The 22,605-nt window shown below is 54.3% G+C and carries 16 protein-coding genes and 2 pseudogenes; 9 read left to right on the plus strand and 9 right to left on the minus strand.

The genetic code is table 11. The features are described 5' to 3' along the window. The first annotated feature begins 138 nt into the window (after positions 1-138). Both ACKZ62_RS03485 and ACKZ62_RS03490 read left to right on the plus strand, forming a co-directional pair. Positions 139-2,577, plus strand: coding sequence for a Lon protease family protein (locus tag ACKZ62_RS03485; RefSeq protein WP_032884683.1), 2,439 nt, complete (start codon positions 139-141; stop codon positions 2,575-2,577). 298 nt (positions 2,578-2,875) lie between these two features. After that, complete coding sequence (locus ACKZ62_RS03490; protein ID WP_447096324.1) at positions 2,876-3,193, plus strand: PA4575 family protein; 318 nt, start codon at positions 2,876-2,878, stop codon at positions 3,191-3,193. A 6-nt stretch (positions 3,194-3,199) separates the two neighbouring features. On the opposite strand, the gene ACKZ62_RS03495 is transcribed toward ACKZ62_RS03490, so the two are convergent. Further along, a complete protein-coding gene (locus ACKZ62_RS03495; protein ID WP_099603243.1) occupies positions 3,200-5,023 on the minus strand; it encodes a hypothetical protein in 1,824 nt (607 codons plus the stop codon). A 165-nt stretch (positions 5,024-5,188) separates the two neighbouring features. Here ACKZ62_RS03495 and ACKZ62_RS03500 point away from each other — a divergent pair, with 165 nt between their 5' ends. Further along, entirely contained in the window at positions 5,189-5,677 is a 489-nt protein-coding gene (locus ACKZ62_RS03500; protein ID WP_005791582.1) for a TIGR00645 family protein, read from the plus strand. A 19-nt stretch (positions 5,678-5,696) separates the two neighbouring features. On the opposite strand, the gene ACKZ62_RS03505 is transcribed toward ACKZ62_RS03500, so the two are convergent. The 7 genes and pseudogenes from ACKZ62_RS03505 to ACKZ62_RS03535 form a co-directional block, all read right to left on the minus strand. Further along, complete coding sequence (locus ACKZ62_RS03505; protein WP_122752962.1) at positions 5,697-7,130, minus strand: ArnT family glycosyltransferase; 1,434 nt, start codon at positions 7,128-7,130, stop codon at positions 5,697-5,699. 149 nt (positions 7,131-7,279) lie between these two features. Beyond that, positions 7,280-8,185 carry a methyl-accepting chemotaxis protein gene (locus ACKZ62_RS03510; RefSeq protein WP_371260674.1) on the minus strand — a complete coding sequence of 302 codons (906 nt, stop codon included), beginning with the start codon at positions 8,183-8,185 and terminating at the stop codon, positions 7,280-7,282. After that, positions 8,180-9,442: pseudogene (locus ACKZ62_RS03515) on the minus strand (PDC sensor domain-containing protein); the annotation flags it as partial. The pseudogene ACKZ62_RS03515 and the gene ACKZ62_RS03510, both read right to left, overlap by 6 nt. Before the next feature lie 132 nt (positions 9,443-9,574). Next, entirely contained in the window at positions 9,575-10,690 is a 1,116-nt protein-coding gene (locus tag ACKZ62_RS03520) for an HD-GYP domain-containing protein (RefSeq protein ID WP_447096325.1), read from the minus strand. A 75-nt stretch (positions 10,691-10,765) separates the two neighbouring features. Continuing rightward, positions 10,766-11,698 carry a chemotaxis protein CheV gene (locus ACKZ62_RS03525; protein WP_032884688.1) on the minus strand — a complete coding sequence of 311 codons (933 nt, stop codon included), beginning with the start codon at positions 11,696-11,698 and terminating at the stop codon, positions 10,766-10,768. Between the two features lie 432 nt (positions 11,699-12,130). Then, positions 12,131-12,310, minus strand: a pseudogene (locus ACKZ62_RS03530) (integrase arm-type DNA-binding domain-containing protein); the annotation flags it as partial. Positions 12,311-12,658: 348 nt separating this feature from the next. Next, on the minus strand, positions 12,659-13,501 hold the full coding sequence (locus tag ACKZ62_RS03535) for a hypothetical protein (RefSeq protein ID WP_406999453.1): 843 nt from the start codon (positions 13,499-13,501) through the stop codon (positions 12,659-12,661). 698 nt (positions 13,502-14,199) lie between these two features. On the opposite strand from ACKZ62_RS03535, the gene ACKZ62_RS03540 reads away from it, so the two are divergent. From ACKZ62_RS03540 to ACKZ62_RS03555, 4 genes are all read left to right on the plus strand, one after another. Next, on the plus strand, positions 14,200-14,427 hold the full coding sequence (locus ACKZ62_RS03540) for a helix-turn-helix transcriptional regulator (RefSeq protein ID WP_078803859.1): 228 nt from the start codon (positions 14,200-14,202) through the stop codon (positions 14,425-14,427). Positions 14,428-14,973: 546 nt separating this feature from the next. Then, on the plus strand, positions 14,974-15,675 hold the full coding sequence (locus tag ACKZ62_RS03545; RefSeq protein WP_078822352.1) for an inovirus Gp2 family protein: 702 nt from the start codon (positions 14,974-14,976) through the stop codon (positions 15,673-15,675). Positions 15,676-15,870: 195 nt separating this feature from the next. Next, positions 15,871-16,065: a hypothetical protein gene (locus ACKZ62_RS03550; protein ID WP_078803857.1), complete on the plus strand. Its 195-nt coding sequence runs from the start codon at positions 15,871-15,873 to the stop codon at positions 16,063-16,065. Positions 16,066-16,657: 592 nt separating this feature from the next. Then, positions 16,658-17,716, plus strand: a complete 1,059-nt coding sequence (locus ACKZ62_RS03555; protein ID WP_447096326.1) for a CHAT domain-containing protein — start codon at positions 16,658-16,660, stop codon at positions 17,714-17,716. Here ACKZ62_RS03555 and ACKZ62_RS03560 read toward each other — a convergent pair. Beyond that, positions 17,710-18,585 (minus strand): helix-turn-helix transcriptional regulator, encoded by an 876-nt coding sequence (locus ACKZ62_RS03560; RefSeq protein WP_078803855.1) that lies wholly within the window; start codon positions 18,583-18,585, stop codon positions 17,710-17,712. The two genes, ACKZ62_RS03555 and ACKZ62_RS03560, sit on opposite strands and share 7 nt — an antisense overlap. A 245-nt stretch (positions 18,586-18,830) precedes the next feature. Between ACKZ62_RS03560 and ACKZ62_RS03565 the strand changes: the two genes are divergently transcribed. Together ACKZ62_RS03565 and ACKZ62_RS03570 are read left to right on the plus strand one after the other, a co-directional pair. Further along, complete coding sequence (locus ACKZ62_RS03565) at positions 18,831-19,649, plus strand: hypothetical protein (protein ID WP_078822349.1); 819 nt, start codon at positions 18,831-18,833, stop codon at positions 19,647-19,649. After that, entirely contained in the window at positions 19,646-22,603 is a 2,958-nt protein-coding gene (locus ACKZ62_RS03570) for a hypothetical protein (protein ID WP_447096327.1), read from the plus strand. Before ACKZ62_RS03565 ends, ACKZ62_RS03570 begins: the two co-directional genes overlap by 4 nt. The last annotated feature ends 2 nt before the right edge of the window (positions 22,604-22,605 follow it).

Genomic DNA, 22,605 nt, shown 5'->3' on the forward strand with positions numbered 1-22,605 from the left:
TATAAAACAATCAGAGATGTCGCGATTTTTTTGTAGGACTCATTCGGTGTCTACGCTTTCACAAAGGCTCGCCTTGCCAGAGCGCGCAACGGGGAGCCAGAATGCCGTCATCTGCCCCGCCTGATGTAAGGAAGCCCGATGCCTGATCCTGTTGCTGCCAGCCTGCGTCTAGCGCCCGAAGCGCTGACTCGTCCTTTTTCCGCTGAACAGTTCAGCTTCTCGACCACCAATGATTTGGAGCCCTTTCGCGGTGTGCTTGGCCAGGAACGCGCAGTTGAAGCGTTGCAGTTCGGTGTGGCCATGCCACGCCCCGGTTACAACGTGTTTGTCATGGGCGAGCCGGGCACCGGTCGCTTCTCGTTCGTCAAACGCTACCTGAAGGCCGAAGGCAAGCGCCTGCAGACCCCGGCGGACTGGGTCTATGTGAATAATTTCGATGAACCCCGCGAACCACGCGCCCTGGAGTTGCCAGGCGGTGCAGCGGCGGCGTTCATTGCCGATATCAACGGCTTGGTCGACAACCTGGTGGCCACCTTCCCGGCGGTCTTTGAGCACCCGACTTATCAACAGCGCAAAAGCGCCATCGACCGCGCGTTCAACCAGCGTTACGACAAGGCCCTCGATGTGATCGAACGCCTGGCTTTGGAAAAGGACGTGGCGCTGTACCGCGACAGTTCCAACATCGCGTTCACGCCGATGCTCGACGGTAAGGCGCTGGACGAAGCCGAGTTTTCGCAACTGCCGGAAGTAGATCGCGAGCGTTTCCACACAGATATTTCCGAGCTGGAAGAGCGCCTCAACGAGGAGTTGGCCAGCCTGCCGCAGTGGAAGCGTGAGTCCAACAACCAACTGCGCCAGTTCAACGAAGAAACCATCACCTTGGCCCTGCAACCTTTGCTTGCGCCACTGTCGGAAAAATACGCCGAGAACGCAGCTGTCTGCGGTTACTTGCAGGCGATGCAGGTGTACCTGCTGAAAACTGTGGTCGAGCAATTGGTCGACGACGCCAAGACCGACGCCCAGGCCCGCAAGCTGCTTGAAGAGCAATACTGCCCGAGCCTGGTGGTTGGGCACCCGGTCAACGGCGGCGCCCCAGTGGTGTTTGAACCGCACCCGACGTACGACAACCTGTTTGGCCGTATCGAGTACAGCACCGACCAGGGCGCGCTCTACACCACCTATCGCCAACTGCGACCGGGTGCCTTGCACCGTGCCAATGGCGGGTTCCTGATCCTCGAAGCCGAAAAAATGCTCAGCGAGCCGTTCGTGTGGGACGCCCTCAAGCGCTCCCTGCAATCGCGCAAGTTGAAGATGGAATCGCCTCTGGGCGAGCTGGGCCGTCTGGCTACCGTGACCCTCAACCCGCAAATGATTCCGTTGCAGGTCAAGGTGATCATTATCGGTTCGCGCCAGCTTTACTACGCGCTGCAGGACGCCGATCCGGACTTCCAGGAGATGTTCCGGGTGCTGGTGGATTTCGACGAAGACATCCCGATGGTCGACGAAAGCCTGGAGCAGTTCGCTCAGTTGCTCAAAACCCGGACCTCGGAAGAGGGCATGGCGCCGTTGACCTCGGACGCGGTGGCGCGGCTGGCGACTTACAGCGCGCGGCTGGCGGAGCATCAGGGCCGTTTGTCGGCGCGTATTGGTGACTTGTTTCAACTGGTGAGCGAGGCGGACTTTATCCGCCACCTGGCCGGCGATGAAATGACCGATGCCGGCCATATCGAGCGCGCCCTCAAAGCCAAGGCCACCCGTACCGGCCGCGTGTCGGCACGGATCCTGGATGACATGCTCGCCGGGGTGATCCTGATCGACACCGCCGGTGCGGCCGTGGGCAAGTGCAACGGGCTGACGGTGCTGGAAGTCGGAGACTCGGCATTCGGCGTACCGGCGCGGATTTCCGCCACGGTGTACCCGGGCGGCAGCGGCATTGTCGACATCGAACGTGAGGTTAACCTCGGTCAGCCGATTCACTCCAAGGGCGTGATGATCCTCACGGGTTACCTGGGCAGCCGTTATGCCCAGGAATTCCCGCTGGCGATCTCGGCGAGCATCGCGCTGGAGCAATCCTACGGTTATGTGGACGGCGACAGTGCGTCCCTGGGCGAGGCGTGCACCTTGATCTCGGCCCTGTCGAAAACCCCGCTCAAGCAATGTTTTGCCATCACCGGTTCGATCAACCAGTTTGGTGAAGTGCAGGCGGTAGGTGGGGTCAACGAGAAGATCGAGGGCTTCTTCCGTCTCTGTGAAGCGCGCGGTTTGACCGGTGAGCAAGGGGCGATCATTCCTCAGGCCAACGTGGCCACGTTGATGCTTGATGAGAAGGTCTTGCAGGCCGTCCGTGCCGGGCAGTTCCATATCTACGCGGTGCGCCAGGCCGATGAGGCGTTGAGCCTGTTGGTGGGTGAAGACGCGGGTGAGCCGGACGCCGAGGGGCAGTTCCCGGAAGGGACCGTCAATGCGCGAGTGGTCGAGCGTTTGCGTGCGATTGCCGAGATGATCAGCGAGGAAGACTTGAAAGAGGCGGAGAAGGAGTTGGCGCAGCAGGCGCTGGCCGAAGCCAAGCCCACCTGAGTTCTGAGGCCAGGCCGGGTCAAACATGTGGGAGGGGGCTTGCTCCCGATTGCTATAGGTCAGTCATGTAAATGTCGACTGACACACTGCATCGGGAGCAAGCCCCCTTTCACATTTGGAACTGGTTGCGTCACTAAATTGACTTCCTTCTGAGGGACTAATGTCCGTTGGTCCCTACGGCCTTGGTTTGTCGGGTTTTTCTTCTATTCTCTGCTTTAGGGATATTCACAGGAGTCGCTGGATAGAAACAGCCTTGCCCCAGGCCGGGCTGAACACCGATCTGCCGAGGGTCGCCGCCATGCCGCGCAACCTTTGTCTTACCCGCCAGTGCTTTGGCCTGGTCACCCGTATCGAATGCTCCATTCGCCCTCTCGCGGGGGATAAAGGGATGTGGACCTTGTTATTTGCCGCCGGAATGTCCGGTGAACAGCCGTCCACCATCAAGTCCCAAGGCCCGTTTCATGGGCCTTTTGCGGCGCAAACCATCCTGGAATCGATTGTGGATAGCCTGACCATGCACGGCTATGAAGTGGCGGGCGACCCACAGATTTGGTGCCTGCATATGCAAGCCCATCTGCGGCAGCTCAATGGCAACCATGAGCCGCTTGCGCTGTAGTGGCGGTCACTTGCTGTCGGGCTTGTCCAGCTTGACCTCGAAGCCGTACTGCACGGTGTTCAGGTCGGTGCGCTGGTAGCTTTCCAGTGCGGTCGGTCGGCCGTAGAAATAATGCACGTCAAACATCGCCGTGCCGTATTCCTCGGCGCGGTGGCTCACCCCAAGGATTTCCTTGAGGTACTGGCCACTGGCGTCCTTGGCATAGAAGCGCCAGCTGTCGGCCGGGAATTCTTTCTGATCGACGATCAGCGCATTGTCCTTGAGCGACAAGCCCTTGGGCAGCTTGGCCACGTCTAACTCACCTTTCTCGATAGTCGCCAAAAACAGCGGGATTGAGCCCACCACAAACGCCGGGTTTTCCGGGAACAGGGTGAGGTCGTAGGTGAGAGTTCCACGGGCCGGATTCAGCTCGAACGCTTCGGTCGGCAGCTCGATGGGGTCGCCGCGCTCACCTTTTTCGTCCGCCGTAAAAAAGGTAATCGGCGATTCGCTGCTGTTGCGCTCTGCACCGACCAGGTCGTCATTAAAGGTGAAAGGGTGGTCGAACTCGATATGCGCGGCACTGGCGTCTTCGACAGACTGGCTGATGCTGACGCTGTTTTTCAGTTGTTCTTCGGTCATTGCCGAGTCTTTGAGCCAGCTGGCAGCGCTGTCGTCGTAGACGGTGACCGGCATCGGCAAGGCTTGTACGGTCTTTTCCAGGCTGTTCTTGTCGAAGCGCAACACCGGCAAGTCAAGGTCCTTGCGGGTAACGGACGCCGTGGAAAAGTCCATCACGTTGACCTGCAGGGTATCGATCAAGCCGTTGAAATACACCTTGGCGTAATGACTGCCCTGCTTATGCTCGAAAGCTTTCTGTTCATCCGTCAGTTGTTTTTCGAACCCCTCCGACCAGGCCTTCTGCTTTTGCATCTCGGCCAACTGTTTCTCGTAGAACGCCACTTGCGCGGCACTTTCGTTGATCGAACCTGAGCGTGTGAGGAATTGCCCGGTAGTGTCGCGCGCCTGCACCAGCAGAGGGTTTGGCGACTCGTCGCCGACTTGCGGCGCCAGTGGCTCGCTGTTGGTCAGCTCGATTTCGGCGTAGTTCTTCTCCAGCAGCAGCAAATTGAGGGTGATATTGCCCTCAGTGCGTTTGTGACCCACGTCCTTTTTCGACAGGTCGAACGTCAGCACCTTGCCCGGCGCGATGACTTCGACCGCGCCTTTTAGGGTGACAGGCTGGGGTTGGCTCTTGTTTTCCGTCTCGATGCCGTCGATGAAGGGGTAGGTCACCGTCAGGTCATCGGGGTTGGTCAGGTTGGAGCTGCTGGGGCTTAACTGAATGCCGGGGTCTGTCTCCGACCATTCCGGCTGGAAAGGGATGACTTTGTTGTTGCTCAAGGTGACCGACTGCCATTCCAGGCCATGGGGGAAGGGGAATTGGTCGGGCATGTTGAAACTGAACGGGAAGACCGGCTGCAAATCCGTCAGGTAGTCGGAGTGTGAAGTCTTGCGCAGTACGAACAGGCCATTGATATAGGTATCCACCAGCGCCTGGGGCGTGGGGTAGTGCTTGAGCAGGGCCAGGTTGTCTTCGCCGTACTCGGCCTCGATGGGCTTGGTGGCCAGTTTGACCCGCGCCCGTTCCAGCAATAGCAGCGAACCGCCGAGGTCGGCGACGGCGTCACGCAGTTTGGGGTCTTGGATGCTGTCGAGGGACTGTTCGAATTTGGCGGTTTTCTCTTCGAGGGTCGTCTGCTTCTGCTCGTCGCTGGGGGAGCAGCCGCTGGCCAGCAGCAATGCCGCGCACAGGCCAATGCTGGCCAAAGGGGATCGCACATCCATCATCTGAGTTTTTCCTGTCCGACGTCATCGAGCCGAGTTGAGATGGGCTCGACACTAGCAGAAAAATTCTCTTACAGATGCCGCCTGGGTCAGTTTTCTCGCGCTTACAGGTGTGTTGTAGCGGCTGGTATACTCGCCGCCATTTTTAGCCAAGCTGTGTGAGATCCCATGGAACGCTTTATCGAAAACACTATGTACGCTTCACGCTGGCTGCTGGCGCCGATCTACCTGGGGTTATCCCTGGGTTTATTGATCCTGGCGCTGAAATTCTTCCAGGAAATCATTCACGTGATTCCCAACATTTTCACCATGCTGGAAGCGGAAGTGATCCTGCTGCTGCTGTCGTTGATCGACATGGCGCTGGTGGGTGGCTTGCTGGTGATGGTGATGATTTCCGGCTACGAGAACTTCGTGTCGCAGCTGGATATCGATGAAAACAAGGAAAAGCTCAACTGGCTGGGCACCATGGACTCTTCGTCGCTGAAGATGAAAGTGGCGGCGTCCATCGTGGCGATTTCCTCGATCCACCTGCTGCGCATCTTCATGGACGCCAAGAACGTCGATCCCCAGCACCTGATGTGGTACGTGATCATCCACATGACCTTCGTGGTCTCGGCCTTTGCCATGGGCTACTTGGACAAACTCACCAAGCACTGATGCCCTGGGTGCGCTGGCCTTACTGCTCGATGAAGTAGTAAGGCTGGCGACCGATCTTCATCTCCTTGATTACGGTGATCTTCCCGCTCAGTTGGCGGGTGTTGTCCAGCAATGCAACGTTGCCGGGCTTGGCCGTGAGAAAACTGTGTAATTCAGCTTCGGTCTGCAGGATCGGCAAGTAGGCCTGCAGATAGAACACGCTCGCCCCGGCGATGCGCTCATTGGGCTGGAACATCACAACGTTCTTACCTTCAGTTTGAAACGCCCTGGCCTGACTGATCACGGGTACGAAAGACTCGCGCTTGTCTGCTTTGGGTGCGAACCAGAACGCGGCCGTCAGGTAGCTGGCCATTGCCAGGCTGAACACGCCGATGATCACCCCCCGGTGGTAGCGGTACAGCGCCGGCTTGCGCACCTTGAGCCATTCCAACAGCACACCTGCATATTCTGCTGCGAGCACGGCGGCGGCTGGCGTGAGTGCCATCAGGTAAACGGTGCGCTTGCTGGACGCCAGAGTCAGCAGAGTGAACTGCGCCACCAGCCAGACACTGAAAAACAGGCGGTAGCGATCGCGCACCAGGCTTTTTCGAAAGTGCCACAGGCCCAGGTACACGAGGATATTCCAGGGCAGGAACGCTTGCGGCAGCTTCGCGAAGTAGTAGTAAAACGGCTCGTAATGCCCAGCCTCGACGAACGACCCGCTGAACCGCCCGACGCTGTTGGTCCACAGTACTTCGCCCACGGCCTGCATCCCGCCGCGCTGGAACAGGAAGCCCAGCCAGATCATCAACGGCACCAACGCCAGCACGGTGAACACGCCCGGCTTGAGCCACTCGCCGATACGCAGGCGCTTGTCCATCAGGCTGATGCTGGTCAGGTACACAAAGATCACGATGCCCGGCAACGCGAGGCCCAGCACGCCTTTGCTCAGGGTGGCGATCACCATGCCGGCGGTAAACAGCATCCATGCCCACGCGCTGGAACCTTCACGCCCGGGGCGTACGGCTTGGTAGAACGCCAGCAGCGCGGTGGTCACCCCTAGGCTGAGCAGTGAATCTTCACCCACGCCGCGCACATTGCCCCAGTAACTGGCCATGGTCGCGAGTATCAGCGCTGCGCAAAACGCCAGTGTCTTTGGGCGTCCGAACCTGCGCAGCATTCCGTAGAGCAGCATCACGCTGAACAGACCGGCAAATGCCGAAGCCAGCCGTACCGCCCCAGGTGTGCCGCCAAACAGGCGAATTGCTCCGGCGTCCAGCCACAGGCTCAGGGGCGGCTTTTCCAGGAAGGGCTCACGAAACAGTTGCGGTACGACCCAGTCATTGTCCAAGTGCATGGCCATGGCAATGCCCGAGACACGGGCCTCGGTGGAGCCTTGCAGTTCATGGTTACCCAGGGCCAAGAAGAACAGCAGACCTGCAAGCAGGAGCAGCAGAGGAGCGGGACGCGTCATGGAGTCTGGCTACCGAGAGAAGGGGGATCGTTTGAGGGAACGGCTCACAATCGATGAGTATAGGGAGGTGATTCTTAATATTTCATGAATGGGCGTGGGTTATGTCGCTGGGCCAGGAGGTTGACGACCCCCTGGCTTCGCGTGAGGCATTACGAGGCTTTGACTTTGAAGCGGCTCAGGCCCTGTTGCATGGAGTTGGCCCGTTCCGACAGGTTCTTGGCTGCCACTGCACATTGCTGGGAGTTTGCCTGGTTCTGCTGGGTGACTTCGTCGATCTGCTCCAGGCCGATGCTCGCCTGTTGCAGGCCGGAAGCCTGTTCGCTGGAGGCTTGGTAGATCAACGACACCAGGCTGGAAACCGTGCTGGTGCCAGTGACGATATTTCTCAACGAGTCGGCGGTGCGGCCGGCGATGATCATGCCGCGTTGCGTTTTGGTCGAGGAGTCGGCAATCAGCGCGGCGGTTTGCTGGGCGGCTTCGGCGCTGCGGGCGGCGAGGCTTCTGACTTCGTCGGCGACTACCGCAAAACCACGCCCCAGTTCGCCGGCACGTGCGGCCTCGATAGCTGCGTTCAACGCCAGCAGGTTGGTTTGAGCGGCGATGTTGTCGATGGTGGTGATAATCGCGGTGATGTCTTTGCCCGAATTGTCGATTTCCGCCATGGCCGCGATCAATTCACTCATCAACTTGTCACTTTCCCCGGCGTCGGCGCGCGAGGCTTGGGATTGCTCGTCTGCCTTCTTCGCATTGGCGGCGTTGTCGGTAGTCTGCGCTGCCATCTGGGTCATCACGGCACTGATTTCGGTGATGGACGATGCAGAATTAGATGCGCCGTCGGACAGCGACTGGCTCAACTCGGTGACCTGTGCGGAACTGCCGGTGATTTGCGTGGCGCTGGCCTGGACTTGGGAAATGAGGGTGTTCAGGTTACCGACCATTTTTTCCAACGATTTGCCGAGGGTGTCGTTGGGGGAGGACAGGCGTACTTCCAAATCCAGGTCCCCTTCGGAAATACGCTCGGCCACACGCACCTGGCGTTGCAGGCTTTCCGACATATCGTTCAAGGCAAAGGACAATTGGCCGACTTCGTCATCAGATTTCTGCACCAGCCGGCGAGAGAAATCACCCAGGCTGATATTCGCGGCCAGAGCGGCAGCTTCACGAATCGGGCCGACGATTTTCGCTGTGGCAAACCACAGCGCCAGCAATGCCAGCAAGGAGACACCTACGCCGACCGAGACCTGCCAGATGCTGCTCTTGACGCCGCGTGACTGCAGTTCCTGCTCCAGGGCCAAGGCCTGGCTCATGACCACCGCCTTGGGCAGATGGATCAAAATCGCCCACGGCTTGCCGGTGCGCCCCAGATTGATCGGCATCTGTACTTCGATTTCCTGGGAGTCCTGATTGAGCCGGCTGTCTCCCTGGCCTTTTTGCACATTCGCCAACACCTTTTCCCAAGTGCCTGGCAACAAGCCTTTCAGTGACTGGCCAATGAATTCCGGGCGTTTACTGTCAGCCACCACGAGCCCTTGATTGCTCAGGATCGACACGGAGCCTTTGCCGCCATACAGATCTGCGGACATTTGCTCGCTGAGTTTCTGGATAAATGAGATATCGAAGTCAGCCCCGACCACGCCGTAGAACTTGCCATTGGCAGTGATAGGTACCGATAGCGTGGTCAGCCACACATTTTTGCCTTGCACCACGTAGGGAAGTGGGTCCAGCACGCTTTCTTTCTGGGTGTCCCGTGGGCCTGAGTACCAGCCGCCCTTCAACACGCCATTGGGGTGGCGGGCATCGGAGTCGTACTCAACCAGCGGTTGCACGGCGATATGGCCATCTGAACTGCGTGTCCAGTAGGGGGTGAAGCGACCGGTCAACGGGTTGTTACCGCCCTCATTGATACGAAAGGCTTGGTCCTGGCCGTCCAGCGCATCCGGTTCCCAGCATGAATACGTGCCGTTGAAGTCGGGGTTGTCCTTGAGCACGCTGAGCAGCATCGTATTGATCTGCTCACGGCTGAGGGTCAGTGGGCTCTGCGCACTTTTACTCGCTCCCAGCGTATTGGCCATTGTGCGTGCCGAATCCAAGGCGTTCTGCAGTTTTGCCTGGATGGCATTGGCACGCGACTCAGCCAGGTTTTGCACTTCGCGGATAGTGGCGCTTTCAATCAGGGTTGAAACTTCAGTGCCGACATACGCTTGATTGGCGCTTGAAGAATAAAGGCCATATGAGACCAGGCTCGCACACGATATAAACAGGCAGAGTCCGGCGGTGAAGCAAATTCGAGTCTGCAATGAGTTGAATTTCATGATATTTCCTGCCCATGCTAATAGTCGTCAACATCATCGAATGTCGACATTTCGGTACTTCTTTTGCACAAGGCACGGTGTTTTATCATTGGCTGCTTAGGCATGGACATGCTGTACAGCGCTTGGAGTTACTTAATGCTCTTTGGGCATCTCTTCGTCGAGCCATAAGCGTTCGGTGTTTTTGAAGCCGTAACGCTGGGGCGGTACCCTCGCGACAATTCGGTCGGGTTGTTCGGGATCACTCAGGTCTATTATTTTCGGCGTTACATAAATATTTAGAACGGGCAGAAAGAACACTTTGATTTTTGGTGTCAGTAACGACTCGGGATGTTGTTCTATCACTACACCGATACTGCCACTTTTCAATTGAACGATAGAACCGACCGGGTAAATACCCACGGACTTTAAAAACGCGCGGAATACCTCGTCATCAAAATGCCCTTCCCATGTGGACATTTGCTGGATGGCGACGGCTGGGTCCCAGCCTTGGTTGTAGGAGCGGTCCGAGGTGATTGCGTCGTAGACATCGCACACCGCAGCCATCCGAGCCACCAGACTGATCTGGTCCCCTACCAACTGATGGGGGTAGCCGGTGCCGTCGACTTTTTCGTGGTGATGCAGGCACACATCCACGACCATTTCGCACATCTGCGAGGTCGCTTGCAGGGTTTTTTCCCCTTCCAGTGGATGGGTACGCACCAACTGCAATTCGTCAGTGCTCAACCGGCCAGGCTTGTTGAGAATGGCGCCCGGTATGGCCATTTTGCCGATGTCATGCAACAGCCCGGCCATGCCGACGCGACGAATCAGTGCGGTAGAGAGGCCCAATTGATTGCCGAGGGCAATCATCAACGCACACACGGCGACTGAATGCATGTAGGTGTAGTTGTCGATACTTTTCAGGCGTGCCAGGCTGATAAAGGCATTAGGGTGGCGGGCGATAGAGCTCGAAATGTCGTCCACCAATGCACTGATGTGCTCAAGCTCCAGGGCCCGGCCCATGCGGGCATGGCCGAACATCTCGACAACGGCGGTTTTAGCGCGACTACAGATTTCCTGTGCGGCGACTAATTCGTTTTGCATGGATGTGGGGATGGCTGGGACGCCTGGCGCAGCCGCTGGGGCCGTAGCGGCCGGTTGAGCGCCGCAGCCCAAGGCGCACGGCACCTGCGACGGCTCACCGCCCCGCCAGAATGGCTTTGCCTCGCCATCAGGCGCCTGAAGATCGAGTTCATTGCACTTCAACATGGTATGCCCTCTGTTGATGGTCTTTTTATACGTTGTTCATCAGCCTCCTTGGCTTGAGCAGTGTCGTTTTGCCTTTCAGGTAGGACTCACGGCCTTGATTCGTGCGACTACGCGACCTGCCAGGTCATCCGGGCGAAACTTCGCGAGGAAGTCATCGGCCCCGACTTTCTTGACCATGGCCTGGTTGAAACCGCCCGATAGGGACGTGTGCAGCACGATATGCAACTTGGCCATGCGTGGGTCGCTGCGGATTTCGGCGGTCAGCGTATAACCGTCCATTTCCGGCATTTCGATATCTGAAATCATCATCAGAAACTCCTCATCCGGGTTGCGCCCCTCGTCAAGCATGGCCCGAAGGTAATCCAGCGCCTGGCGACCATCGTTCAAGGCGACGACCTCGACACCCACTGTCTCCAGGCAGCGGGTCACCTGTTTACGCGCAACCATCGAGTCATCCACGGTCAGCACTCGCAGGTGTCGAGCCTGTTGATTGACCGCGTCATCCACCACACCAATCGAAATTTCCTCGGACGAGGGCGAGATTTCCGTCAGCACCTTTTCTACATCGATGATTTCAACCAGACGATCATCGGTACGGGTAACGGCCGTCAGGTAATTGTTGTCACCGCTGCCCTTGGGAGGCGGATGAATGTCTTCCCAGTTCAAGTTAACGATGTGTTCAACTGCATACACCAAGAAACCTTGAACTCGGTTGTTGTACTCCGTAAGTATGATAAAGGCGCTTTCTTTATCTGTGATGCCGGGCAGCCCGGTAGCCATTGCAAGGTCTAGAATGGGGATGCAAGCACCACGGATATTCGCAACGCCACAAATGTTGTTATTAGACTTTGGTAGTAGAGATAGCTTGGGGCAGCGAATAACTTCTCTGACTTTAAAGACGTTAATGCCATACAGCTGTTGGTCGTTAAAGCGGAATAGCAATAATTCCAGTCTGTTCTGACCGACCAGTTGTGTACGGCTGTTAACGGATGCCATTACACCTGCCATACACACCCCTTTGATTCTGGTTGGAACAGCGTTGATGTCGTAATGACATTATCATATGTAGGGGAATGTAAAATATATGTGAAAGCGAAATACTTTTTAGGTTAATCGTTAAAGCGATAGCCAAGCGGATGATGAGCTATTCAAGTGGATGTTTGAAATTAGTTAGTTGGCTAACTTGCTAGTTTAAGTGTTGAGAATGATTAAGATTGGAAGCGGGGATGCGGCAAAGTTACGGCGCCTTATGTGTTCCACGTCCAGCTTTCGGCTAGCGGCGTGTGGCGGTGAGTATCGTCGAGTTCGAAGGGCCGGCTGGTGGTCATGGTGTTTAGTGAGGGGAGGGGGGGAATGGGAGTGAGACGATAAATTATTTTAGAAAACCCGCCAGTCAAATGGCTAGGCGGGCTGATCCATTTCTTGTCGGCTACGCCAGTGTAGGTTGCTATTGATCCGCTTTTTGGTGGTTGGGTGAATGTAATTAAAATTCCAGAGCTTTGAGCCATTAGCCCTCACTCTCATCTGGAGGCCGTCGCCATCAGTGAGGATGTAGTCTTTTTCCTTTGGTTTTGCTGCTTTGACTTTGACGTCTGAAAGCCGAGTGGCTTGGGCACCCATGAGAATCTCCGATACTGCGTGTATTCCAAAAAATATCAGTCGTGGGCTTGGAATATTACGTGGAATACACGAGTTGTAGGATGTGCTCAGATACCATCGGACCCAGTTGGACTTGAAATCCCGGTGTTTGCTGGATTTCAGGCACAAAAAAAGACGTCCGTGGACGTCTTTAGATGATGAAGTGGTGGGCCGGGGTAATCTGAACCCGATATTTAACTATCTGATATAAATAGTATTTTTTGGTTCGAAAATCTGATTGGAATACCGTTTGGAATACAAACGTTTGATGCTGTTGTTACAAGAAGGTGTCGTGTGGTGTGAGTGCATCGCCTATTAACGAGAAGCATGCTAGTAATCAAGGTGTATCCCTGCTTCAAACTCACCGGCTATGAGCCGCTCTATAACTTGCGGTCGCTTCAGTTTGTGCTTTGCAGCCAATTCATCTAGCTGGGCGATCACCGCTATCGGGATCATTACGTTGAGCTGTTTCTTGTCAGGATTGCGCACGTCGAGCTGCTTGCGATTCCATCTCTTTTTTATCTCATTGATGATGGCCTTTTGCTCGTTACGCCCGAGCCTTGCTCCATCGAAGAATATGAGCAGCTCTTTGTAATTGGTAATAGGAGTGTCTCGTCTGGACAAAAGACGATTGTCTTTCTCCAACCACTCCCAAGCGCATACACAGCGTTTGGCGCCTTCCTTCTTGTCTCCGAACCACTCGAATGCGCTGTCCTTTGCTTTGTGCCTAAGCCATTCCTTGCGAAGCGATTCGACTTCGTACGCCTTCTCCTCCAGGTCGGCATTCCAAATATCAATGATGGTAATCAGGTGCTCTCTACCTTTGAGGTGCACAACCCCTCTGGGCAGCCTCGCATCAGTGATTTTCGTGAGCCTGCTGAGTAGCCATTGATACTGCCTTTCGTCCTCCTCGATCCAAGTCAGTGACTCTTCTGGAATCAGGCTTCGGTCTTTCTCCCGAGCAATGCGATACAGGGCGTATTTTTTGCGCTTAAGGAAATCGGCGATCTCGTCTCGCATCGTCAAGCCGCGGCAGGTGCGTGGGTCAAACGGAGCGTTCTGAGTCATGTAGAGGTGTAGCCATAGCCAGATGTCGTGGCGAGCATTGCGCCCTGGATCGCTGAGTAGCTCGCTAAGCGCATCTGCCCCGATCAGGATGCCGGGATTTGACATAGTTAAATCCTATTATAGGTTTATTTATAATGCATTAAAGCTATTTTTAAGTTTAATTATAGCTTTGTTCTATTTGGATTCAATGAGAATCCTAAGAGAAAACTAGTGCTGATATATTTTAATTTTAAGGCTTTAATATGGCTATTTTATAAATATTCTATGTTTATTTTTTTAATTATTGTCACGTATTTTATAGGCTGTAGCCATGGATATATGAATTTATGAGTCTATATTTTGGCTTTCTTGATGTTCTGGTTTTGTCTGACTGATTTTTTTAGCTTTTCTGAGGCGCTGACCGGCTCAAGATATTCCTGCCACGACTCAATCTACGACCATGGATTGGGCGCCCGTCGTCATCAACGAGGGCTACCTGTTCTCGCAACAATTGGGCGATTGGTCATCAGGCGGGGTTAGCACTGCTACATCATCGAGGCGAGGAGCCACGAGGTCTAAGTGCGGTTACAAGGGGTTGAGATGGGCGTGGTTGCGTAGTGAAAGGTGGTTCAGTTGTGGATCGGGGGGGGGGCGACCGCTTGGTGTCGCCAAGCGCTATCAGGAACGACTTCTTGATGGATGCCCGGGCAACAAAGACCAGCCTCTCGCAGCGAGCGTTAGGTGCCTGGTCTATGGATCGACGGTAATCAGGTGATTTTTTACAAACCTGGGTAATCCTCTGAGCCATACAGAGGAGCCTGCTCATGCGAATCATCCGTCTGAAAGAAGTTATCGACTCAACTGGCCTAGCACGGTCGACCATCTACAAGTACATCGGCGAAGGCAGGTTTCCGTCGCCAGTCTCATTGGGTGGCAGGTCGATCGGATTTATCGAAAACGAGGTGCATGATTGGATTCTTGCAAAAATCGAAGAACGTAATCTCGCTGCTGAGGATTCAACCCGACGCGGCCGCTTGGGGTTAGTCAGCTAGAAACCACCATCTGTGCCATGACCGCCTGTGGCTGGTCATGGCGTTTATGCCGGTCGGACAGCCGGCGTATGGGAGATGTGTAAGTTTTCCTAATAAGCCGAGCAATACTGCTCCTCATTGCGCGGCTTATCAGGGCCTGAGGTCACCAAGTTTGTGACCGTCCCAGGGCGTGCGGAGATGGTTTTCTTCCGGAGTAATGCATTGGCAGAAATTGCCAGCCTGGCTGGAGAATTGAGGCTCCGTTTCCCGAGCTAGCCGGGAGAGCCATTCTCGGTAAAAGTAATATGCTTTAAGCAGTCCTTACCACCTGAAAGGTTTCAGGGTAACTCGCGAAGCTAGGCAGTAACTTGTATGGGCATACTGCAGCTGGGTTCGCATGGCGCTGTTCCAGAGTGGAATATCACCTGATGGGCTATGTATAGGGGGGGGTGAATCTAGGCCAATGTAACGATCATCAACCGTATCCAGGTAGGTTGAGCTACAGAGCTAACGGTTAAAAAATACTCAATGGGCACAGGTTATGAACCTAACTCAGGAGTAGTATCCATGCACCTTGATGCCCTCAAGACAAAACGCCCTCTGCTTCGTCATTCCGCTAACACCAATCTTCACCTGCACGACTTGCCTACCTATGATGGCCTGCCCGTAATGCTTGCCGCAGGGCCCTTCATCCGCGAATACCTTTTCCGTCTGAAGCAGACCATTGACCTAGCGCTAGATCAGCACTCAAGGGTGCTGGCATTCCGATTGGATCTACGCCTACCCATGGGTATCGATCTGCCTGACTACGCTTATACCAACGAAGTTATCAGCCGTTTCATCGACTCATTCAAAGCCAAGATTGAGCACAACCGCGCCAAGGCACGTGAGCGGAATCCGTACGCTCATAACAGCAAGGTGCGTTACGTCTGGGCTAGAGAAATCGGAGAGATGGGACGCCCGCATTACCATCTGCTGATCTTGCTCAACCAGGAGGCTTACTACACGGTGGGGTGGCTCAAATCTAAAGCCAGCAATATCAATAACCGCATGAAAGAAGCCTGGGCAAGCGCTCTGGGACTGTCAGTTGGTGACGTGAGAGGACTGGTGAATATTCCGCCAAACGCTGAATACCGAATAGAACGAGATGTGCGCCCTGGTTACGTGGATGAACTGTCTGCTCTGTTCTACAGGGCTAGCTATCTCTGTAAGAGCTCTACGAAGTCCTACGGGGATAATCATCATGGGTTCGGAAATAGTCGGGGCTAATGCCTACCTGCTGCGCAATAGCGCCATGCCCATGGGATACTGACTCGCCGATGGTTTAGGCTTTGGATAGGAGTCTAAGGCTGAGGTGAGCGCTGTGCGATGACGGAGAAAGTAGAGCGCTGCCGACTGCATTACCAGTCGTGATACGAACGGAATCAGCCAACACCCAGTAAGGGCCGTGCTCTTGATGAATGCTTGCATCATTTCCTTTATCAACACCCTGCAGGCAAAAAACAATACAAGTTGGTGATCCAATACGTTGAGCTCGCGGCAAAAAATGATGATCGTCGAAGGTTCAAGAAGGGCATTGAAGGGGCGCAGTACCTGGGCATCAAGGTGCGCTGGCTGCGTGATGATGAACCGACCGAAAAGAAACTTGATTACGTCTAGTTCATGCTGAAACTGGCGCGGTATGACCACCAAATCTAACGAGGTTCGGTGCACGGTGCATCCCCTTCTTCATAGTCACTCTGTGCGTGTGACGTGCACTCGAAAGCGCTTCCAGCGACATTGCTGGCGTGGAGTGCGCCAAGAATCAGCGCGTTGCTCATGAGGAGTCGTCAGCGGCTGTTTTTATGTACAGTTCTCGTCGGTGTTTAGATCCAGCAAGGCGCATGCGTCGGCGCAGGTCGGCGTACGTTCTAAATGTTTACATACCAAAAGTTTACATATCGCTTCCGAGGTCAATGATGCCTATGGTTGGGTAATCGATACCCGAGGAGATCCGCCGTTATCATGCTGAGTTCGCTGACTGAGTATCTTCTGCGGATAGCTGCTTTGACTCTGATGCTGGGTTTGGCTCATGTTGCCTATGGTGGTCAGCCGGACTGATATTCCGCCATGCCATTACGTCGCGTCTTTTCTAAAACGACGTAACCATGCACCTATCTTTGCTGTGTTTATGCCCAGGCTCTGGCTCACAAGGCGGCATGCTTATTCGCCATGACTGCTGTGCCGCTTTTGAAAACTGTAGGGGGCACTTATGAGTGTTGATATGTATCGTCGTCAAGTTGCCAGCGTTCGTGAAGCCCTAGCAAAGCTATCGAGTCTGAAGGCCAGAGAGTCGCAAAAGGCGGCTGATGCGGGGAGAAAATCTCTTGCTGCTGGATCTGCCGCGAGCAAAACCAAGCAGTTGTCTACAGCTACCTCCAAGCTTAAAGAAGCCAACCGTTATGCTGATTTGCAGGCGAGGCATTTGGTTGAAGTTGCCAAGCTAGAGAAGAAGATTGCCGCAGAGCAGAAAAAGCTGGCGACAGCTGAGTCGCGTGTGGAAAGCGAAGAAGCGAAGGTGCTGAAGAAAAGAAATATGGAGCAGCAAAAAATGCAGGAGGCACAGAAACGGCAATTCCGCGAGGTAGAGTCCAGCCTGAGAATGCATGATTCTCTGCACCGGGAGGCTGCTGCCCGCATTGATAAATTGGCCGCGCTGCCCGAAGAAATTAAGGTTGCGTTCTTTGCGACTGATCCAGCGACAGCCTCTGATCGCAGGCTATTGCTGGACGAGGAAGTCCGAGAGATTCATCAAAAAATTCGACTCTCGGATCATCGTGATGCGGTTAAGCTTGAGTCGAGGTGGGCGCTACGTTCAGGAGATATCTTGCAGTACATGAACGAGCTCAACCCCACGATTGTGCATTTTAGTGGACACGGCAGCGATCAGGATGAGCTCGTTCTGTTGGACCGAAATGGTGACGCAGCCTTTGTCCCGATGGCGAGTATTATCGCCACCTTCGAACTTTACGACTCAGTTCGGTTGGTCTTCTTTAATACGTGCCACTCATTTAACCAGGCGGCCGCATGTACGCAATATGTGGATGCCGCAATTGGCATGAATCAGTCAATTGGTGACGAAGCGGCCCGCGTATTTTCAGCGCAATTTTATTCGGCTATTGGATTCGGTTGTTCAATTCCGGCTGCTTTCAAGCAAGCCAAGACTGCGTTGATGCTGGAAGGCATTTCAGAAGAGTCCACGCCAGAGCTATACCTTCGTGATGGTGTAGATGAAAGCGATCTCATATTGGTTAAGCCTAGGGCTCAGTGATAAAGCCACTCCTGCAGCTCATCCAAATTCACTACTACAATCTGTTGCGCTGTGGCCTTGGTATGCACCTTGGTCGTATCGATCTGATAGCGCTGCAGCACGTACTGCACCAGCGCGCCTCGGGTCTCGATCACCAGGCGACCATCCTGCATGGCGTAGTCTGTTTCGATGATGGATTTTTGCTCGGGTTTGAGGCGTGAGTCAGGTTCGATAATGACCTGTACCTTAGTGCTCCAGCCAGGGTCTAGCTCGCGCGTGTATCCGGTTTCATCATCCATCAGCTCGGGTACGCCGCGAAAGCGGCTCAGCACAAAATCCCGGTAATCGCGGTTTTTCTCGCAATAGGCGCGCAGGTGCCAGCGCATGCCAGTGTAGATAAGTGTGTGTGGTGCGATCAGCCGGGTTTCCACCACCGGCGTATTGAATGACACATACTCACATTCCAGACGCAGTCCGGCCCTGCATGCTTTCAATAGCGGGCGCAGCACTTCAGGGCGCACCGAGCGATCCGGCACTTGCAGCACTTCGGTGTGGGCGTAGGCTAGAGCTAACCCTTCCACATGCGGGGCGCGGTCGTGGCTTTGGCTGACCAAGTGTAGATAAGCGCTGGCGCTGTCGACTATAAACAGCGGGCTGAACTGCTTGCTAGGTACATACCCCTTCAAATGCTTGTCATATTCGAGGTTCTTAGGCGCGTAGTCGTTGATATAGGTATTGATGTCTTTCGACGCCTGCTGGCGGCTGATGCCGAAGCTCTGCATCAGATGACTCGTGGTCAAGCGACCTTCCCACCATGCTACTGTTTCGATCAGGCGGTAGCGTAAGGCCAAATCCCAGCGGACGGATTCAATCGACTGTTTTCGTTTCATTGGCTCTCCACCTGCTCGAAAACTTTACCTGTACAGGTAAACACTCTAGATGAGTCGCTTAAGCTTACATATCGTGAGCGCTGTGCTCAATGAGAGATCTGAACGGTTCTCTCTTAACCCACTTAATCCATAGGTTTTTCATTCGGTTGAATCGCTTTCTCCTAGGGAGCACCGCGAGGGTCCTAATTGAGTGATTCATTTATCGAAATACCTGAGGGCCAACAACCTTCACAAGGAAGTCGATTTTGTCGTCAGTGATTTATAGCTATCTGGCCAAAGTTCAATCACGGCAGCCCATCAACTTTGATGCGCTGATCGCAAAGCTTGTGGCTGCAGGCGTAGCGCGAGAAGACATCAGTCGCATTTTTTTGGCCAAGAAGCTTAAAAAAAGTAGCTATCACGTCGAAGTGCTTCTTTCGGCTGCCTTCGATGAGCTCTTGATGAGGTTCAGGCCGTCTGGTGTTGGAGGTCGAGTCGGAGCAGCCATAGACGGCAATAGCCATCGAGTTAGTGTCTCCGAATCGTTACTGATATTTCGCTCTGCTCAGCATCGGCATCCGACTGTGGCGGTAACTGAGGCTGGCGCATGGGTGCTACCGAGGGTGCTGGGCAGGGTGGGGGTTATTGTTGAGAACCTGGAGAATTTCCTTCGAGTCGATGAAACGCTGCCTTTCATTGCTGGGATTTTGGCTGTTACAGCCAGTGATATTGAGCTGATCTCTGGTTCGGGAAACCAGGTGACTAACAGGCTGAATGCAAGCGTACTGAATCATTTCGATGAGCTGTATTGCTTGTTCGATGTAGACATGGGAGGCCTACGGATGTTCGCTTCTTTGACAGCCCTGCTGCGTGAAAAGCCCCCCGTATTCCTTGCCCCGCCTGACGTGAAAGAGCGTTTAGCTCAATCCAAGTACGCGTTGACGGATCAGCAGCGGCAGGAGGTCATTAAGTATCAGGGGTTGTCACCTGAAACAGATCAAGTGATCCAGTTTATGCGTGACAGCAGCAGGGTGCTTGAGCAAGAAACCTACTTGGTACCTGTAGTACTTGAGGAGCGTCCATGAGCATCGAATCTATGTTCCACGAAGACTTCAAGATGAAGCAGATCGTGCTGATCAATAGTGGGGCTTACTGCTATACGAAGGTTCGTATCGACCAACACACGGCCTTGCTCGGCGATAACAATAAGGGCAAGACCTCGATGCTCAACGCATTGAAGTTCTTTCTCCTGCCCGAAGAAAATCTCCACGATTGTGAGCGGAAATTCGGTTTCAAGAGCACAAAAGGCCACTACGGCCGAGATGCGACTTTTGGCTTCTATTTTCCCGAGAGAAACTCCTTCATGGTTCTTGAAGCGGAGAATCCGCATGGGGCGTTCTGCATCATCCTTAACATGGGCACCAAGCAATACAGCTATGAGCGTACTGCTGTGCCGGTGCCATATTCGGAAATCGAGCACCTGTTCTGGAATCATGAATCAAGCCTCAATGGAGGCATGGGAGCACCGATTGAAGGGTTGTCGACTTCACAAATTGAGCCGACCCTGAAAAGGCTGGGTGCTGTAGTGATCAAGGATGTAGTGAATATTAAGGAACGAATCTACAAGCACCAGCCTACACGCCCCGATGCTGGTCGCTTTTGTCTGCTGCCGCTCAAGAGCGGTGGTAACCAAACTCGTGAGATTGATGCCTGGAAACGCCTGATTCACCTGGCTTTCGACATTGCAGCCAAAGATAAACGTACTCTTCCGGACACCATCGCTACGATCATTGAGGGCAGAAAGGATCGTACTGAAGCCGAACTGAACGTCAATCTCATCGAAATCTTGTCGAGGTACGAAACCCTCAGCACGGTAAAGAACCGACTCCAGGTGATTCGCAACGGACAGACGTACTGGGACCGTTTCACCCAGAATTTCACCGACCTTCACGCTCAAAGCTCGGATCTCATGAACCTGTTATGTGACGTTGAGCAGGGCATCAACGAGCAGGGCTCGGTCTACCTCGACGCTCGCATGCAGTGCTTTGCGAACTACAGTGCGGTCAAAGAAACTGCTGACCACCAGCGTGGACAGGCGGCTAGTAAAAACACCCAGCTTAAGGAGCTGAAAGGCGCTATTGGTGAGATCACGAAGAACTACGAGCGGATCAAAAAGGATTCAATTGACCTCTCAACGGCGATGCATGGCTACGCGTCTATGACCCCGGAAGAGATAGCTGCCGCACTGGCTGAACAGGTTGAGGAGGATCGAGCCGACATCAAGGCTCTCAAGGACGACGGTGAGTTTCGTCTTGAGTTCGAGCAGCTAACACGTGAAGTCAACAACGGCAGCCAGAAAGTCAAGGATCTTGAAGTGCTCATTGAAGGGGCGAAACCGTCACTCCTAGATCTGGACCAGATCCCCAACCGCGCAGCGGACACTCTCTACTCGCTTAACCAGGAGGTCTTCACCGGCGAGTGCCCTCCATTGTTCGAAGATAACATTGAGACGATTCGACGTTTCGCCGCGCTGTTTAACGAGGAGGGAGGCTCTCTCACGTTCCTGAGCAGTCCGACTCCAGTCCCGGTTAAACACTACGATGCCGGAAAGCTGCTACAGAGTCGCAAGGACGAATTGGCATCTGTCCAGAAACGCCTTATTCAGCAAAAACGCCGCGCTAGTGATCTTGCCAATAAGACGAAGATGTCAGTCGAGCAGATCGAAAGCACCATTGCTGCCAAACAGGCTCAGATCGAGAAGGATGAACGCAACATTGCCCTGCTGAAACGTCATGAATTCGTTGAGCAGGAGTTCGTGCGATTAGAGCGAGAACATGGCGAGGCTACTGAGCGATTCGGGCTTCTTGAGGCCCGCTGCCATGAGCTCAACCTGCAACTCGAAGAAGCCAACCGTCTGGTTGAGCAGGCTAGAACAGCATTGGAAGCCGCTAAGGAGCGTGAACAATCCGTGCTCCGCTGGAGCAGGACGGTCAACGACATCTTGCATTCGCGTCTGGAGTACCTGAAAACCGGCTACCAACGTGCGGAGCGCCAGGAGGTCGTGGTTACTCAGGAATTAATGGATGCCATCGAAACCCGCAGTCAAGGTATCAGCCGTAGTTTCAACCAGATCAAGTCGCTGGTGTCCGATCTGTTAGTTGCGGTTGCTCTAGACGACGATGCCGAGCATGCCCACCGTAGCGCAGTAAGCCTGGAAACGTTGACCAATTTGCATGAGAAATACAGGGTTCTCTATGGTCGTCTCGATATGGAAGAGAACAACCATTTCAACCAAGTGGTTCAGCATAACGATGACACCATGATCCAAGTTCAGTCGATCAGGCATGCGCGCACCCTTATTAGTACTTTTATCAAAGAGATCGAGAATCACCTTTCGTCAATCAAGGTCTCTAACCTAACGGCTGTGGCAATTGACTGCACGCTACATCCCCAATTCGACGAGTTGCTGAAGACTGTCGACACTGTGAATCTGACCGGAGGCGAGCTACCGCCACAAGTCCTCTACGACCGCCTTGGTAAATTCTGCACTCAGTTCGTCGAGTCTGATCAGCGTCGGGATGCAACCCTGAACATGGCTCGCCTGATCGTCAGCGTCGATTACCGTGTCAAGCTGCAAGGCAGCGATGAGTTCACTGTCGAAGCTCAATCAACGGGCACCTCAGTGATGATCAACTGCCGTCTGCTGGCCTTCCTGCTCAAAGAGTTGCTGCAAGCCGACACCAAGGTAAGCTTGCCTTTGTTTATCGATGAACTGTCCAACCTCGACGACAAGAATCTGCGTTCGGCCCGCGACATTGCCGACGCGGATGGCTTCTGTGTGTTCGGGGCCACGCCTGGTCTGACCTCCGGAATCAGCAAAGTGCTAGGCAATTACATGAATCTCGACTACTTCAACGCAACTGACCAGTCCTACAGCCCGAATCGGACGATTCTCTATACCGGAGTCAGTGAGTCCTTGATCGCCCTGGAGTGCCGTGAGGCAGTCGAGCCGGTTCTTGCTGCCGAAATAGAGGCGTAGAG

It is taken from the genome of Pseudomonas sivasensis, from assembly GCF_052938085.1.

Coding starts and splice junctions, on each gene's coding strand:
- ACKZ62_RS03485 (WP_032884683.1), top strand. CDS start 139: ATGCCTGATCCTGTTGCTGCCAGCCTGCGTCTAGCGCCCGAAGCGCTG.
- ACKZ62_RS03490 (WP_447096324.1), top strand. CDS start 2,876: ATGCCGCGCAACCTTTGTCTTACCCGCCAGTGCTTTGGCCTGGTCACC.
- ACKZ62_RS03495 (WP_099603243.1), bottom strand. CDS start 5,023: ATGATGGATGTGCGATCCCCTTTGGCCAGCATTGGCCTGTGCGCGGCA.
- ACKZ62_RS03500 (WP_005791582.1), top strand. CDS start 5,189: ATGGAACGCTTTATCGAAAACACTATGTACGCTTCACGCTGGCTGCTG.
- ACKZ62_RS03505 (WP_122752962.1), bottom strand. CDS start 7,130: ATGACGCGTCCCGCTCCTCTGCTGCTCCTGCTTGCAGGTCTGCTGTTC.
- ACKZ62_RS03510 (WP_371260674.1), bottom strand. CDS start 8,185: ATGTCGGAAAGCCTGCAACGCCAGGTGCGTGTGGCCGAGCGTATTTCC.
- ACKZ62_RS03520 (WP_447096325.1), bottom strand. CDS start 10,690: ATGTTGAAGTGCAATGAACTCGATCTTCAGGCGCCTGATGGCGAGGCA.
- ACKZ62_RS03525 (WP_032884688.1), bottom strand. CDS start 11,698: ATGGCAGGTGTAATGGCATCCGTTAACAGCCGTACACAACTGGTCGGT.
- ACKZ62_RS03535 (WP_406999453.1), bottom strand. CDS start 13,501: ATGTCAAATCCCGGCATCCTGATCGGGGCAGATGCGCTTAGCGAGCTA.
- ACKZ62_RS03540 (WP_078803859.1), top strand. CDS start 14,200: ATGCGAATCATCCGTCTGAAAGAAGTTATCGACTCAACTGGCCTAGCA.
- ACKZ62_RS03545 (WP_078822352.1), top strand. CDS start 14,974: ATGCACCTTGATGCCCTCAAGACAAAACGCCCTCTGCTTCGTCATTCC.
- ACKZ62_RS03555 (WP_447096326.1), top strand. CDS start 16,658: ATGAGTGTTGATATGTATCGTCGTCAAGTTGCCAGCGTTCGTGAAGCC.
- ACKZ62_RS03560 (WP_078803855.1), bottom strand. CDS start 18,585: ATGAAACGAAAACAGTCGATTGAATCCGTCCGCTGGGATTTGGCCTTA.
- ACKZ62_RS03570 (WP_447096327.1), top strand. CDS start 19,646: ATGAGCATCGAATCTATGTTCCACGAAGACTTCAAGATGAAGCAGATC.